This window comes from Lacinutrix sp. MEBiC02595, from assembly GCF_053601555.1.
Genome location: NZ_JBSHNU010000243.1, coordinates 282,182 through 296,511 on the forward strand (window position 1 = coordinate 282,182; position 14,330 = coordinate 296,511).

At 33.6% G+C, this 14,330-nt stretch carries 19 protein-coding genes; 8 read left to right on the plus strand and 11 right to left on the minus strand.

The window, feature by feature from the left end:
- Positions 1–28 precede the first annotated feature (28 nt).
- Both ACVCZW_RS14820 and ACVCZW_RS14825 read left to right on the plus strand, forming a co-directional pair.
- Positions 29–1,363 (plus strand): MATE family efflux transporter, encoded by a 1,335-nt coding sequence (locus ACVCZW_RS14820; RefSeq protein WP_452230468.1) that lies wholly within the window; start codon positions 29–31, stop codon positions 1,361–1,363.
- Between the two features lie 27 nt (positions 1,364–1,390).
- Positions 1,391–1,558: a hypothetical protein gene (locus tag ACVCZW_RS14825; protein ID WP_162838502.1), complete on the plus strand. Its 168-nt coding sequence runs from the start codon at positions 1,391–1,393 to the stop codon at positions 1,556–1,558.
- 110 nt (positions 1,559–1,668) lie between these two features.
- On the opposite strand, the gene ACVCZW_RS14830 is transcribed toward ACVCZW_RS14825, so the two are convergent.
- The gene (locus ACVCZW_RS14830; protein ID WP_452230469.1) at positions 1,669–2,310 is read right to left on the minus strand and encodes a 2OG-Fe(II) oxygenase; all 642 of its coding nucleotides are present in this window, start codon (positions 2,308–2,310) and stop codon (positions 1,669–1,671) included.
- Positions 2,311–2,416: 106 nt separating this feature from the next.
- Here ACVCZW_RS14830 and ACVCZW_RS14835 point away from each other — a divergent pair, with 106 nt between their 5' ends.
- From ACVCZW_RS14835 to ACVCZW_RS14845, 3 genes are all read left to right on the plus strand, one after another.
- Positions 2,417–2,869 carry a 6-pyruvoyl trahydropterin synthase family protein gene (locus ACVCZW_RS14835; protein WP_452230470.1) on the plus strand — a complete coding sequence of 151 codons (453 nt, stop codon included), beginning with the start codon at positions 2,417–2,419 and terminating at the stop codon, positions 2,867–2,869.
- Between the two features lie 129 nt (positions 2,870–2,998).
- The gene (locus tag ACVCZW_RS14840) at positions 2,999–3,760 is read left to right on the plus strand and encodes a UDP-2,3-diacylglucosamine diphosphatase (protein WP_452230471.1); all 762 of its coding nucleotides are present in this window, start codon (positions 2,999–3,001) and stop codon (positions 3,758–3,760) included.
- 4 nt (positions 3,761–3,764) lie between these two features.
- Positions 3,765–4,067, plus strand: a complete 303-nt coding sequence (locus ACVCZW_RS14845; RefSeq protein ID WP_452232772.1) for a DUF3784 domain-containing protein — start codon at positions 3,765–3,767, stop codon at positions 4,065–4,067.
- Between the two features lie 7 nt (positions 4,068–4,074).
- On the opposite strand, the gene ACVCZW_RS14850 is transcribed toward ACVCZW_RS14845, so the two are convergent.
- From ACVCZW_RS14850 to ACVCZW_RS14875, 6 genes are all read right to left on the minus strand, one after another.
- The gene (locus tag ACVCZW_RS14850) at positions 4,075–4,698 is read right to left on the minus strand and encodes a hypothetical protein (protein ID WP_452232773.1); all 624 of its coding nucleotides are present in this window, start codon (positions 4,696–4,698) and stop codon (positions 4,075–4,077) included.
- 146 nt (positions 4,699–4,844) lie between these two features.
- Positions 4,845–5,084 (minus strand): nitrate/nitrite transporter NrtS, encoded by a 240-nt coding sequence (nrtS, locus tag ACVCZW_RS14855; RefSeq protein WP_452230474.1) that lies wholly within the window; start codon positions 5,082–5,084, stop codon positions 4,845–4,847.
- A 66-nt stretch (positions 5,085–5,150) separates the two neighbouring features.
- Entirely contained in the window at positions 5,151–6,419 is a 1,269-nt protein-coding gene (locus tag ACVCZW_RS14860) for an MFS transporter (RefSeq protein WP_452232774.1), read from the minus strand.
- Between the two features lie 3 nt (positions 6,420–6,422).
- Entirely contained in the window at positions 6,423–8,132 is a 1,710-nt protein-coding gene (gene recJ / locus ACVCZW_RS14865) for a single-stranded-DNA-specific exonuclease RecJ (protein ID WP_452232775.1), read from the minus strand.
- Between the two features lie 26 nt (positions 8,133–8,158).
- Positions 8,159–8,770 (minus strand): GNAT family N-acetyltransferase, encoded by a 612-nt coding sequence (locus tag ACVCZW_RS14870; RefSeq protein ID WP_452232776.1) that lies wholly within the window; start codon positions 8,768–8,770, stop codon positions 8,159–8,161.
- Positions 8,771–9,193 (minus strand): OsmC family protein, encoded by a 423-nt coding sequence (locus ACVCZW_RS14875; RefSeq protein WP_452230478.1) that lies wholly within the window; start codon positions 9,191–9,193, stop codon positions 8,771–8,773.
- Positions 9,194–9,335: 142 nt separating this feature from the next.
- Between ACVCZW_RS14875 and ACVCZW_RS14880 the strand changes: the two genes are divergently transcribed.
- Positions 9,336–9,926, plus strand: a complete 591-nt coding sequence (locus ACVCZW_RS14880; RefSeq protein ID WP_452230479.1) for a carboxymuconolactone decarboxylase family protein — start codon at positions 9,336–9,338, stop codon at positions 9,924–9,926.
- 95 nt (positions 9,927–10,021) lie between these two features.
- On the opposite strand, the gene ACVCZW_RS14885 is transcribed toward ACVCZW_RS14880, so the two are convergent.
- The 4 genes from ACVCZW_RS14885 to ACVCZW_RS14900 are packed head-to-tail and all read right to left on the minus strand — an operon-like array spanning position 10,022 to position 12,404.
- The gene (locus ACVCZW_RS14885; RefSeq protein ID WP_452230480.1) at positions 10,022–10,591 is read right to left on the minus strand and encodes a uracil-DNA glycosylase family protein; all 570 of its coding nucleotides are present in this window, start codon (positions 10,589–10,591) and stop codon (positions 10,022–10,024) included.
- A gap of 19 nt (positions 10,592–10,610) precedes the next feature.
- Positions 10,611–10,955 carry a HopJ type III effector protein gene (locus ACVCZW_RS14890; RefSeq protein ID WP_452230481.1) on the minus strand — a complete coding sequence of 115 codons (345 nt, stop codon included), beginning with the start codon at positions 10,953–10,955 and terminating at the stop codon, positions 10,611–10,613.
- A gap of 43 nt (positions 10,956–10,998) precedes the next feature.
- The gene (rsmI, locus tag ACVCZW_RS14895) at positions 10,999–11,676 is read right to left on the minus strand and encodes a 16S rRNA (cytidine(1402)-2'-O)-methyltransferase (protein ID WP_452230482.1); all 678 of its coding nucleotides are present in this window, start codon (positions 11,674–11,676) and stop codon (positions 10,999–11,001) included.
- Complete coding sequence (locus tag ACVCZW_RS14900) at positions 11,676–12,404, minus strand: hypothetical protein (RefSeq protein WP_452232777.1); 729 nt, start codon at positions 12,402–12,404, stop codon at positions 11,676–11,678. The genes rsmI and ACVCZW_RS14900 overlap by 1 nt, the downstream gene beginning before the upstream one ends.
- Positions 12,405–12,521: 117 nt before the next feature.
- On the opposite strand from ACVCZW_RS14900, the gene ACVCZW_RS14905 reads away from it, so the two are divergent.
- Both ACVCZW_RS14905 and alr read left to right on the plus strand, forming a co-directional pair.
- A complete protein-coding gene (locus tag ACVCZW_RS14905) occupies positions 12,522–13,169 on the plus strand; it encodes a thymidine kinase (protein WP_452230484.1) in 648 nt (215 codons plus the stop codon).
- Complete coding sequence (gene alr, locus ACVCZW_RS14910; RefSeq protein WP_452232778.1) at positions 13,162–14,268, plus strand: alanine racemase; 1,107 nt, start codon at positions 13,162–13,164, stop codon at positions 14,266–14,268. The genes ACVCZW_RS14905 and alr overlap by 8 nt, the downstream gene beginning before the upstream one ends.
- Positions 14,269–14,330 lie beyond the last annotated feature (62 nt).

Below are 14,330 nucleotides of genomic sequence, written 5' to 3' on the forward strand. Positions count from 1 at the left end.
ATACTTTCTAAAATTTAAATTTAAACTATTGCCTACCAATATAAACCTGAAACAGATAAATAAACTTGCAATTCCCGCATTAATAGCAGGCGTATCAGAACCTATTCTATCTTTGACAGATACTGCTATTGTAGGTAATATACATATAAACGCCACCGAGTCTTTAGCTGCAGTAGGTATTGTTGGCGCTTTTATATCTATGCTTATTTGGGTCTTGGGACAAACAAGAAGTGCAATATCTTCTATCGTTTCACAATATGTTGGTGCAGATAATGTAGAAGCGGTTAAAAACCTTCCAGCACAAGCTATATTTATTATTACCTCTCTAAGTGTTTTAATAATTATAGGGACCTATCCTTTTGCGCAAAGTATTTTTAAACTGTATAATGCTTCGGGATTAATTCTTGACTATAGTGTAGATTATTATAAAATTCGCGTTTTCGGATTTCCTTTCACCCTATTTACCATTGCTGTTTTTGGGACTTTTAGAGGTTTACAAAACACCTATCACCCAATGCTAATTGCAATAATTGGCGCTTCGGCAAACATTATTTTAGATTTTATTTTGGTTTATGGTATCGAAGGATATATTCCTGCAATGCACATTAAAGGTGCCGCCTATGCAAGTGTTATTGCTCAGTTTTTAATGGCTATTTTTTCGGCATATTACCTACTAACAAAAACGAATATTCCACTACGTTTTAGCTTCCCTTTTCATCCGGAAATCAAACGATTTATAGGTATGATTCTTAATTTGTTTGTACGTACACTTGCCTTAAATGTTACCTTATATTTTGCGAGTGCCTTTTCTACAAGCTATGGTAAACAATATATTGCGGCCTATACCATTGCTATAAACTTATGGTTTCTTGGTGCTTTTATTATTGATGGTTATGCGAGTGCAGGAAATATTTTATCTGGAAAATTAATAGGAGGAAAAGAGTACGGAAATTTAATTCAATTGAGCAATAAGTTAATAAAATACGGCATTATTCTAGGAATCACTATTGCAATACTAGGCGCTCTTTTATATTATCCTTTAGGAACCCTATTCACGAAAGACCCGCAAGTTTTAAAAGAATTCTACAACATATTCTGGATCGTATTACTCATGCAACCACTTTGTGCATTAGCCTTTATTTTTGACGGCATGTTTAAAGGTTTAGGTAAAATGAAGATTCTTAGAAATGTACTACTCTTTTCTACCTTTGTAATCTTCTTGCCAATTCTGTTTTGGTTAGATGCTTTAGACTATAAATTATACGGTATTTTTATTGCTTTCACCCTTTGGATTATCGCCAGAGGATTACCATTAATAATAAAATTTAGAAAAGAATTTTTACCACTTTCGCAAAAGACGTAACTTTACCGAAAGTTAATAGAATATAAAATGAAGTTTTTAGCTGTTTTACAAGAAGTAGACATCAATGAAAAAATAAATAGTGCTCCAGATGCTAATTACGGAATCGGCGTATTTATTGGATCTATGCTACCTTTTGTAGTACTAGTAGCACTTGCTTATTTTATATATAGATACAATAAAAACAAAAAAGAATAACACAATAAAACATGGAAATATTAAGTTTTTTAAGCGGAAACGGTTTTTTTTTAGTGCTAGGAATAGCCTTAGTTATCATCTATTTTTATAACCGAAACAAACGCAGATAATTATCTCGTTTTTAACCAACCTGTAATACTCAATCGCTCTGTATGTACAGGTTTTACTTCGTGTTCTATAATCTGGCTTTCAAAGATTACTACACGTCCAGGAAACGGATAAATAATCTTTTCGGTTTCTACACCGTTTTCATCTAAATACAATACGAGTTCGCCACCGTTTTCTGGCATCCAACCGTCTTCGTTTAAATAACAAACAAAAGATAGTTTTCGTCTATCATCATTTTGAAACGTATCGATGTGGCGTTTATAAAATGTGTTTTTAGGATACAATGCGTAGTGAAACTCTTTATGTAAAATCCCTAAAAAACAGGTTTTGTTTAAGTAACTAACGAGGCTATTTATTTTATTGAAAAATAACTGTTCGTAAGCATCTGCTTTGCTTTCGTCCATCCACAAAATAATATCTCCACGAATAGCTTTTTCTATGGTTTCATTAACACGATTACCAATAGCCGCCTTTTTAAAAGCATCTAATTCGTGTTTTTCAATTAAAGATTGTCTAAAAATTAAAACTTCTTCTGCAGTAAAAAAATCCTCAACAATACTATATTGTTTCGCTAATAAATCTTCAATAACACCTTCATACAAAGGGTTTTCAGTAAACACAAGCTCCTCAAATATTTGCTTCATAACTTTCGCCTTTATCAACTATATTTTTAACAAAAGCGAGCAAATGTAATCTAAAAAGCGATTCCTTTTACAAAATGAATATCTTTGCATCGAAATGCACAAAACAATGAGTAATATTAGAATTACAAAACAGTTCTCTTTCGAGACAGGACACGCGCTTTATGGTTATGACGGTAAGTGTAAAAACGTACATGGCCATAGCTACAGATTATTTGTAACCGTTATTGGTAAGCCAATCACAGATGCTACCAATGCAAAATTTGGGATGGTTATCGATTTTAGCGATCTAAAAAAAATAGTGAAAGAAGATATTGTCGAAGTTTTTGATCACGCGACCGTTTTTAATAAAAACACGCCACATCTAGAACTAGCAAAAGAATTATCTGCTAGAGACCACAATGTTCTTTTGGTAGACTACCAGCCAACGAGTGAAATGATGGTGATAGACTTTGCTGCCAAAATAAAAAGACGTTTGCCAGAAAACATAAAATTACATTCTCTAAAACTGTCAGAAACAACTAGCTCTTATGCAGAGTGGTATGCTAGTGATAATCTGTAATGATTAAATCATTATGGCGTTACCTAAAGGTCAGGCTTTCGCAAGTCGCTCTTTGCAAGGAGCTCCAACAATTGCTCCATCCTTAACGCGGCATCCAGTTAACTAACAAACATTTTTTATATTTACAGTATGCAAATTCCAGAAGGAAAAAAAATATATTTCGCAAGCGATAATCATTTAGGTGCTCCTACAAAAGAAGCCTCTTTACCTCGCGAAAAAAAGTTTGTCGCTTGGTTAGATCACGTGAAAAAAGATGCAGCAGCTATTTTTCTTTTAGGAGATATGTTTGATTTCTGGGTAGAATATAAAAACGTAGTTCCAAAAGGCTTTACAAGAACCTTAGGGAAACTTGCCGAAATATCCGATTCCGGAATACCAATCTACTACTTTGTTGGTAATCATGATTTATGGATGGATGGCTATTTTGAAGAAGAACTAAACATTCCGGTGTATCACAAACCAAAAGAATTCACCTTTAACAATAAAACCTTTTTTATTGGTCATGGCGATGGTTTAGGTCCAGAAGATAAAGGCTATAAACGCATGAAAAAAGTATTTACCAACCCAATATGCCAATGGTTCTTTAAACGTGTTTTACATCCAGATTTTGCCATGCGAATCGGACAATACCTATCGGTAAAAAACAAACTTATTTCTGGTGATGATGACGCTAAATTTCTAGGGAATGATAACGAATGGTTGGTACAATATTGCAAACGAAAACTAGAAGATAAGCACAGCGATTTTTTTGTGTTTGGTCATAGACATCTTCCTTTAGATATAGACCTAGAAAACAACGCAAAATACGTGAATCTTGGCGATTGGATTCAATATTATACCTATGGTGTTTTTGATGGGGAAAATATGATTTTAAAAACCTATAATCCATAAAATCATGCTTATAACTGCTTTTATATTTATTCTTTTAGGTGCATTAATAAAGTACGGAAAATGCTATTTTTTAATTGCAGGTTACAATACCATGACTAAAGAAGAAAAAGAAAAGTACCATATAGAAGGCATTGCAACCCTTTTTAGAGATGTGATGTTTGGTATGGCTATTTTAATTATCATTGGTTATTTCGCTTCCAAATGGTTAGAAAATGCCAATCTACAGAACATCTTTTTCTATATTTCTATTGGTATCGGAATTCCTTATTTATTGATAAAATCCAATTCAAAAAAATATAAAAAATAGAAGTTTACTATAATTTATAACCTATTCGTACATGCAGGTTAACAGAAGTTCCAAAAAAATCATCATTACCATACGTAGTATCTCCTGTGCTATCATTGTATTCTGAGTTATCTACTAAAAAAGGATTAATATTACCGCCTCCTTTACTAAAATATTCGATACCAAAACCAAACCCTAATTCGAAATTAAAATTTTTGCCAATATTCTTCCTAGTTCCAATAGTTGGAACAAAAGAAACACTAAGATTTTCACTACCAGCATCTTCACGCTTTGGTAAACTGAAAAAATCTGGTTTCAAACTTAATTGAAACGCTAAAAAAGCACCGCTATTTGCATCAATACGTTTCCCTTTGGCTAATCTGCTTTCTAAATTAAAATACCAGCGTGGTTCTAAAGAAATTACTGGCACTAAAAATAATCCTTCTATAGTACCCGAATAATCCCACAAACCTAACTCGGTACGCAGCACCCATTTCGAGTTTAATTTCGATTCATTATATCCCCAAACTCCCCAAAACCCTGTTTGGATTCCGTAAAGTGATTTTTCAACACTTGCTTCTTGCGACTGCAAAGTACTAGTAGAAAGCATTAATATTAATAAGCAATATGTAGTAATGGATCGTATTTTCATTTTAAGGTTTTTTACATAATTATAATAATTAGTGTAAAAAAAATACCAAAGTAAACATGACGTATACTTAGTTCATTACATATGTATTAAAAACAAACGATATTTTAGAGAAGAAAGCCCAAAACAATAATGGGTATAAGAAAATATTACTGTTTATCACGCTCCAATTTCACCTTTACCGAGGCATAGGTAGAAACCATATAAGGCACTGAAAAAGTCACAAAAAATTTTAAAAGATTTAATTGCTTAAAATCTAAAGCAATAAGTTTTTCGCCTTGATTTATCAAATTCAAAACGCAACCAACAACTATAGCTACTTTTATGGAGGATATAACGATTTCCCGTTCAGAAGCAATTTTAACTGCTTTATTTACTTTACGTATCATGCTGCAAAGATATATACTTTAAATAAAAAAGCAACTTCCTTTTTATTGCTGTGCATAGATTTCAAATCATTCGGCATTTTCGTGTTCCTCAATATCCTTTGTTAAATCTAATTTTCTAAACGTAGGCGAAACAATTGCTGTAGTAATAACAGTAATTAAGGTCATGGTTCCTCCAAAAACAACTGCCGTTGCTGTTCCCATAAGTTTCGCTGTTACACCACTTTCAAAAGCACCAAGTTCATTACTAGAACCTACAAACATAGAGTTTACCGAAGACACACGACCTCGCATATTATCTGGCGTTTTAATTTGTAAAATCGTCTGACGTATCACCATAGAAACGCCATCGGTGACACCACTAAAAAACAAAGCACCAACCGACAACCAAAATGAAGTAGATAGCCCAAAAATAACAATACATATTCCGAAACCAAAAATAGCGACCAATAATTTCATTCCTGCATTTTTACTAATTGGTATATACGCGGTAATTAACATGGTTATAAAAGCACCAACGGATGGTGCTGCAACTAAAATACCAAATCCTTGTGGTCCAACTTTTAAGATATCTTGCGCAAAAATAGCCAACAAAGCAACTGCACCCCCAAATAATACGGAGACCATATCTAATGTTAAAGCACCTAAAACAGCTTTTGTTTTAAAAACAAAATGTACACCTTCTTTTAAACTTTGCATCATTGGCTCCCCAATTTTATCGTTAAGAATAGGCTTCCTTTTTATTTGAAATAAGAATACTAAGGAAACTAAAACGAGTGCAAAAACAATACATAAAGAATAATGTACACCAAGCCAACCAATGGAGAACCCGGCAAAAGCAACACCTAAAACACGAGACATTTGCCAAGTAGAACTATTCCATGTTGCGGCATTCGCATATATTTTTTTAGGTACAATTAAAGCAACTAATGAAAATATGGTTGGCCCGAAAAACGAACGTAAAAATCCGCCAAAAAATACCAATCCGTAAATCGTATAAAGCATACTCTTTTTAGACCAAGAGCTGGTAACTTCTGGAGAGGTTAACCAGAAAAGGCAAAAACTAATTAACGAAAAAGCAGCAATACAAATCGCAAGCAGATTTCGTTTTTCTTTTTGGTCTACAATATGACCTGCAAATAGTGCCATGGCTAATGCTGGAATAATTTCCATTAAACCAATAATTCCAAGAGATAAAGGGTCTTTTGTTAACTCATACACTTGCCATTCTATTACTATAAATTGCATAGACCATGCAAAGATTAATGCAAAACGAACTAGTAAAAAAATATTAAACTCTTTAATTCGTAATGCTGCATACGGATCTTTTTTTGCCATAAGTTATGCTTTGATATCTCTTAATTTTAATTGTAGTGAGACATTTCCTTTCCACTCATTTTCATCCACAGAATACACTGCTTTAAATGGTTTTCTGTCTTTAATCAAGGGCAGCTTATCTCCTAAACCAAAACCAATACAAACTAACTTGTTTTGCTGCGCTCTCGACTGCGCTCGAGATGACATCACAGTAATCCGTAAATGTTTATCGTCTTCACCAACGCATTTTCCGTAACCGGTATCTTTTAAATCTTCGGTAACAAAAATAGGTGTCATATTTCCTGGTCCGAAAGGTCCAAACTGACGCATAATACGCATTAATTTATCATTCACTTGATGTAAATCGATCTGTCTGTCGATTTTAATTTCTGGTGTTAATAACGATTTGTCTATGGTTTTAGAAACAACATCTTCAAAAGCTTGCTTAAAAGCTTCGTAGTTTTCTTCTTTCAGTGTTAAACCTGCAGCATATTTATGACCCCCAAATTGTTCGATGTGTTCCGCGCAAGCTTCCAAGGCATTGTACACATCAAAACCAGAAACGGATCGTGCCGAAGCTGCCAATTTATCGCCACTTTTAGTAAAAACTAATGTTGGTCTATAATAGGTTTCAATTAATCGAGAAGCCACAATACCAATAACGCCTTTGTGCCAAGTTTCATGGTAAACAACAGTAGTAAAACCTTCCTGTTCTTTTTGTTCTTCAATTTGCTCCAGAGCTTCTTCTGTAATTCGTCGATCTGCATCTTTTCTGTCGGTATTAAATTCTTCTATTTCGGCGGCATATTTTTCCGCTAAAGGAAAATCCATTTCGGTTAATAAAGTAACCGCATAATTACCATGCTTCATTCTTCCCGCTGCATTTATTCTTGGCGCAACGGTAAAAACTACATCTGTAATGGTGAGGTTTGTTTTTTTAACTTGGTTGATAATGGCTTGAATTCCTGGTCTCGGATTGGCATTAATAACTTGCATTCCAAAATACGCAAGCACTCTGTTTTCTCCTGTAATAGGAACAATATCTGCTCCAATTGCGGTAGCTACCAAATCTAGATATTCGGTGAGATCTTCTACGGTTTTATTTTCTTTGGAAGCTAAAGCCTGAATGAGTTTAAATCCAACACCACAACCACAAAGTTCTTTATACGGATACTTGCAATCTTCTCTTTTAGGATCTAAAATAGCAACCGCATCGGGTAATTTATCTCCTGGTCTGTGGTGATCGCAAATAATAAAATCAACACCTTTTTCTTTTGCGTATGCCACTTTATCGATGGCTTTTACACCACAATCTAAAGCGATAATTAAGGAGAAATCATTGTCATTTGCAAAATCAATTCCGAGGTAAGAAACACCATAACCTTCTTCATAACGATCTGGAATATAAGTTGCAACACTATCGATTCTTGTTTTTAAATAGGAAGACATTAATGCTACAGAAGACGTACCATCTACATCATAATCGCCAAATACCAATATATTTTCACCTGTAGCAAAAGCGGCTTCAATTCTTGCCACCGCTATATCCATATCTTTCATTAAGAATGGATCATGCAAATCATTTAAGCTTGGTCTAAAAAAGGTTTTCGCCTCTTCATAGGTTTCTATTCCTCTTTGTAAAAGTAAAGCAGCAACCACCTCATCTACTTGCAGTGCTTTTTGTAGAGCTTCTAGTTTTTTTGCTTCCGGTTTTGGTTTTAATGTCCAACGCATATACTAATATAGAAAATTTTCGCTATTTATTTTATAGAATGCATCAACTTTAATTGGAGTGCTTCTTTTTTAGAACGTTTCCATTCTTCTTTTAAAATGCTAAATAAAACAGCATCGCTTCTATCTTTACTATTTTCTGCAGGAAACAGACTTCTAAATCTACCTTCTTCCACGCAACCAACACTTTTCATCGCAGCAATACTTCTTACATTATCTGCATAAGCACCTAAACCAATACGTTCAAATCCTATCTTTTCAAAAGCAAATTGAAACAATACATACTTGCAATGTTTATTTAATCCTGTTCCTTGGAATTTTTCACCATACCAAGTAAAACCTAATCTAGTTGCCTTAAAGTCGCTATTTATATCGCAAAATCTTGTACAACCTGCAACTTCATTGGTTCTTTTATCGATAACAATAAAAGGATATTCTTTTTGGTTGTTTCTAGCTTCAATGGTTGAAGTAATATATTTTTTGAGATTTAATTTCCCATTACCTTTGACAAAAGAATATTCCCAAATATTAGGCTCTTCAGAAATGGCAAGTAAAAGATTTACGTCCGAAATTTTTAAAGGACGAAGCAGTACCACTTCATCTTCTAAAATATATTCTTCAGAAAAATTAAATGCAATCATTTACTTATTATGATAATGAATAGATGTTTTTACTGTTGCAAACTGACGAAACATTTCCATAACACCACAGTATTTATCTACAGATAAATCGACTGCTTTTTTAATTTTAGATTCGTTTAAATCTTTACCCGTAAAATGATATTCTACAGTTACAGTATGATAATATTTTGGATGTTCGTCTGTTAGTTCTCCTTCAACGGTCATATAAAAACCTTCCACAGAAGCTTTCATTTTATCTAAAACAGAAACCACATCTAAACCAGAGCATCCTGCTAAAGAAGATAACATCATTGCTTTTGGACGTAAGCCTGAACTATTCCCTCCATTTTCTTTACTAATATCCATTAGCACAGTGTGTCCACTTGGATTATCAGATTCGAAAAGCATGTTTCCATTCCAAATGGTTGTAATTTTATCAGACATATTATAAGATTTTTTTGTTTCTTGTGTAAGATTATTTTAATAAAGTAAGACACAATCTACATCTATCTATTTATTCTAACAAAGTTAGATTCTATGAGAAGATGTTTATTGTACCTTCAAAAATACTACTAAATAAAATATTATGCCATTAGTTACGCCATTATCTGCAGACCACGATTTAGAAACCAAAAAGCTAGCAGAATTCTTTAATGAAACACTTGGGTTTTGCCCGAACTCTGTATTAACCATGCAACGTCGCCCTGCGATTAGCAAGGCTTTTATAAATTTAAATAAAGCCGTTATGGCTAATGAAGGAAGAGTAACCTCCGCCTTAAAACGTATGATTGCTTGGGTTTCCAGTAATGCTACTGGATGTAGATATTGCCAAGCACATGCTATTCGCGCCGCAGAACGTTATGGTGCAGAACAAGAACAACTAGATAATATTTGGGAATACAGAACACATCCTGCTTTTAACGAAGCAGAACGTGCGGCTTTAGATTTTAGTTTAGCCGCTAGTCAAGTTCCAAATGCTGTAGATGCAACGATACAAAAACGTTTACATGAACACTGGGACGAAGGTGAAATTGTAGAAATGCTTGGTGTTGTTTCCTTATTTGGTTATTTAAACCGATGGAATGATTCTATGGGAACCACTTTGGAAGGTGACGCTATTGAAAGCGGAAATCAATTTTTAGGAAAACATGGATTTGAAGTTGGGAAACACGTGTAGTTCCTGCGAAGGCAGGAATCTGCTTAAATAAATATTTAACATTTCATTTTAGAAAAAAAAAGGAAAACCTTGCTAGAGATAGTGAGGTTTTTGTTTTATAAAATCTTCTGAATTACCTTCTGCAACTCAGGAACAACATCTACCTCAAACCAAGGATTCTTACTCTTCCAGAATCGATTATTTGGTGAAGGATGCGGCATAGGAAAATACTTTGGCAAATATCCTTTGTAATTAACAACCGTTTCGGTTAGTGTTCTTTTAGCGTCTTCTTGTAAATAATACTTCTGCGCATACAGACCAATTAATATCACCAACTCTAAATTTGGCATTTCCTTTAAAAGTGCCTCATGCCATTGAGGAGCACATTCTTTTCTTGGTGGTAAATCTCCTGTTTTCCCTTTTCCCGGATAACAAAAACCCATGGGCATTATGGCAAATTTGGTTTCATCATAAAAATCTTCATCGGTAACGCCCAACCATTTTCGTAATTGTCTTCCGCTAGGATCATTCCATGCAATTCCTGTTTTATGCACGCTCGTTCCTGGCGCTTGTCCGATAATTATTATTTTGGCTTTCGGATTTGCTGTTACTATTGGTCTTGGACCAAGTGGTAAATGTGCTTCGCAGATATCACATTGTCTTATTTTATGTAGTAAATCTTCCATGTAATAAAAAATAACCTTTTTACTTTTTCACCAAAGGAGCACCGTCAAAATGCAAACCTTCAAATCCAGTTTTTAGGAAGTTTCTAATATTTTGATGTCCGTCACCATTTGGATTTTTTAATACATCCTCAAAATAAAATTGGCCAAAACAAGCTAAAGTTTCTTCTTTAGATAAACCTTCGGATTTTGCAAAAGCAAACAATTTACAAGATCCAGAATTTTGTCCTTCTTCGTTTTCCAAATCTCCATTTTTAAAGGCTTTTGGTGTAAATATATACTGCGCTTCAATAAGTTCCATCGTTTCCGAAAACGCAATAGATTCTGGTGTTGTTTTTAATTTATTTTTGAATGTATGGATGTCCATATTTAGCTATTCCAATGCTTTTCATAAAAACAAAAAGAGAAATTTATTTTTTTGAATTTCCGGCAACCACAACTACAATTTCGCCTTTTGGTGGTTTATTAGTATAATGCTCTAAAACTTCTTTTGCGGTTCCACGAATCGTTTCTTCATATAGTTTAGTTAATTCTCTAGAAACGGAAACTTGTCTTTCTTCCCCAAAATATTCGCAAAAATGAGCAAGTGTTTTTATTAGCTTGTGCGGACTTTCATAAAAAATCATGGTTCTAGTTTCTTCAGCAAGAATCAAAAAGCGAGTTTGACGTCCTTTTTTAACTGGTAGAAAGCCTTCAAAAACAAACTTATCATTTGGCAAACCACTATTTACTAATGCTGGTACAAATGCTGTTGCTCCTGGTAAACAATCTACCTCAATACCATTTTCGACACACGCTCTGGTTAGTAAAAATCCAGGATCTGAAATCGCCGGAGTTCCTGCATCACTAATTAAAGCAATAGTAATTCCCGATTTTAATTTTTGAATTAATGCTTCGACCGTTTTATGCTCGTTATGCATGTGGTGGCTTTGCATATGCGTGCCAATTTCAAAGTGCTTTAAGAGTTTACCTGAAGTTCTAGTGTCTTCCGCTAAAATAAGATCTACTTCTTTTAAAATTTCGACAGCTCTAAAGGTGATATCTTTAAGGTTACCTATTGGCGTTGGTACAATATATAATTTACTCATTATTCAAACTTGCTTTCAATAAGTTCTAAAAGACGCGCTTCTACATCTTCTTTACCAATCCAATTGTTATAATCTGGTTTTACCATGTTTTGAATAAAATTTTGTGCATCTGCAAAAGATTCAGAGGTATTTATTTGTGAAATTACGCGTTCGTAATCTTCATTTTTACCATCAAAAAGATGCTTTATAAAAGCTATTTTATCGTTTAATCCAATTTGCAAAGCACCCACTTTAAGTTTTTCGTTTAGCGATTTTTTTTCGTTGGTTTTATTTGCTTTTTCAAAAACAGGCATTTCGGTGAAGTCGGCAGTAATTTCTTCAAAATCGTTTTTATGAAATTGTGTTTTTGGAATTACAGTTTCTAAAAAATCATCTATTTGATGTGTCTCGCTAGGCATTTGCGCAACGATATCTTTTATTTTTTCAGTAGCATGCTCCATGATAGGCTCATTTTCATTCTCATCCATGTTAATATAGGTTCTATCTTCGATCTCTATATTATCACTCACTTTATTATTAAAAGCGGTATCTAACATTCCGAAAAAAGAAGAATCGTTTCCAATGGTTGGTAAACTATCTTCAAAGTTTTCTTGTGCAAACTTTAAAACAGTCAGTTTTTCATAAAGCGAAGCAACTTCTTCATGCATTCTATTCACATCTTCTTTTCCTTTTAGTTTTAAAATTCTATGAGCAATACTCATTAATTCAGATTCTAACTTCTTCTTCATGACATATTAATTTTTATTTTTCGAATATAATGCAATTTAGCCTTTTGATTTTTAATAAATTTGCGCCACCTTTATGCAAACGAAAAACAAGTTTCGTTGCAGTGATAAAATTACAAAATGTTTCTTGAAAATACAGTAAATCAAAAAGAACAATTTGGTTGGATTGAAGTAATCTGCGGATCCATGTTCTCTGGTAAAACCGAAGAACTAATTCGAAGACTTAAACGCGCACAATTTGCAAAGCAAAAAGTCGAGATTTTCAAACCAACTATAGATGTGCGTTATGACGAAGAAATGGTAGTATCTCACGATGCTAACGAAATTCGCTCTACTCCAGTTCCAGCAGCTGCTAATATTCCTATTTTAGCAGACGGTTGTGATGTGGTTGGTATTGACGAAGCACAGTTTTTTGATGATGAAATTGTACGTGTTTGTAACGATTTAGCAAACAAAGGTATTCGTGTTATTGTAGCCGGTTTAGATATGGATTTTAAAGGAAATCCTTTTGGACCAATGCCAAACCTTATGGCAACAGCAGAATATGTTACCAAAGTACATGCTGTTTGTACAAGAACCGGTAATTTGGCACAATACAGTTTTAGAAAATCACTGAATGACAAGTTGGTTTTACTTGGTGAAACAGAAGAATATGAACCTTTAAGTCGTGCTGCATACTACAAAGCTACTATGCGTGAAAAAATAAAATCTATGAAAGTGGAAGATGCCGAAGAGGTTTCTACTAAAGAAAACAAACCCAATGTCTAAAGTTCAAGAAACAACCCTTGAAATAGATTTAAAAGCGCTTTCCCATAACCACAAACATCTTAAATCTAAGCTTCAACCTAAAACCAAATTTTTAGCTGTTGTTAAAGCCTTTGCTTATGGTAGCGATGCGGAAGAAGTAGCAAAACATCTTCAAGATCTAGATGTCGATTATTTTGCAGTAGCTTATATTAACGAAGGTGTTGCGCTTCGGGATGCAGGAATTACTAAACCAATTCTGGTATTACATCCACTGTCTGTAAATTTTCAAACCCTTTTGGATCGTTGTTTAGAACCCAGTATTTATAGCCTTAAAATTTTAAAAGAATTTATAGCGGTTGCTGCCGAAGAAAAACAACAAAATTATCCTATTCATATAAAATTCAATACCGGATTAAATAGATTAGGTTTTAATGCCGAAGAAATAGATGAAATCATTCCGCTATTAAAAAGTAATGCTTCGGTAAAAGTAACCTCTATCTTTTCGCATTTAGCTGCTAGCGAAGATTTAAATGAAAAGGAGTTTACTTTAAATCAAATAGAGAAATTTAAAAATATTGCTGCAATTTTCAGTAAAAAAATAGAATATCAGCCTTTACTTCATATGTGCAATACTTCCGGAATATTAAATTATCCAGAAGCACATTTTGATATGGTTAGAAGTGGAATTGGTTTATATGGTTTTGGTAATTCGGAAAAAGAGAACCAAAATTTTAAACCTATTTCTGCCCTTAAATCTGTCATTTCACAAATTCACACTATAAATAAAGGAGAATCTTTGGGTTATAACAGAGCATATACAGCAACTAAAACTACAAAAACGGCAACCATACCAATTGGTCATGCAGATGGTATTGGTAGACAATATGGAAATGGCGTTGGCTTTGTTACTATAAACGACCAAAAAGCGCCTATTGTAGGTAATGTTTGTATGGACATGATCATGGTAGATGTAACCAATTTAAACTGTAATGAAGGAGATGAAGTTATTGTTTTTGGAAAGCACCCAACTGCCGAAATTTTAGCAAATAAAACCAATTCTATTTCTTACGAGTTACTAACTTCTATATCTCAACGTGTAAAAAGAGTATTTCATCGTTAAAAACTGCTTGTAGCGAATTAAATTCTTATATTTTGTTAAAATTTTAACTAATTTTACATTAA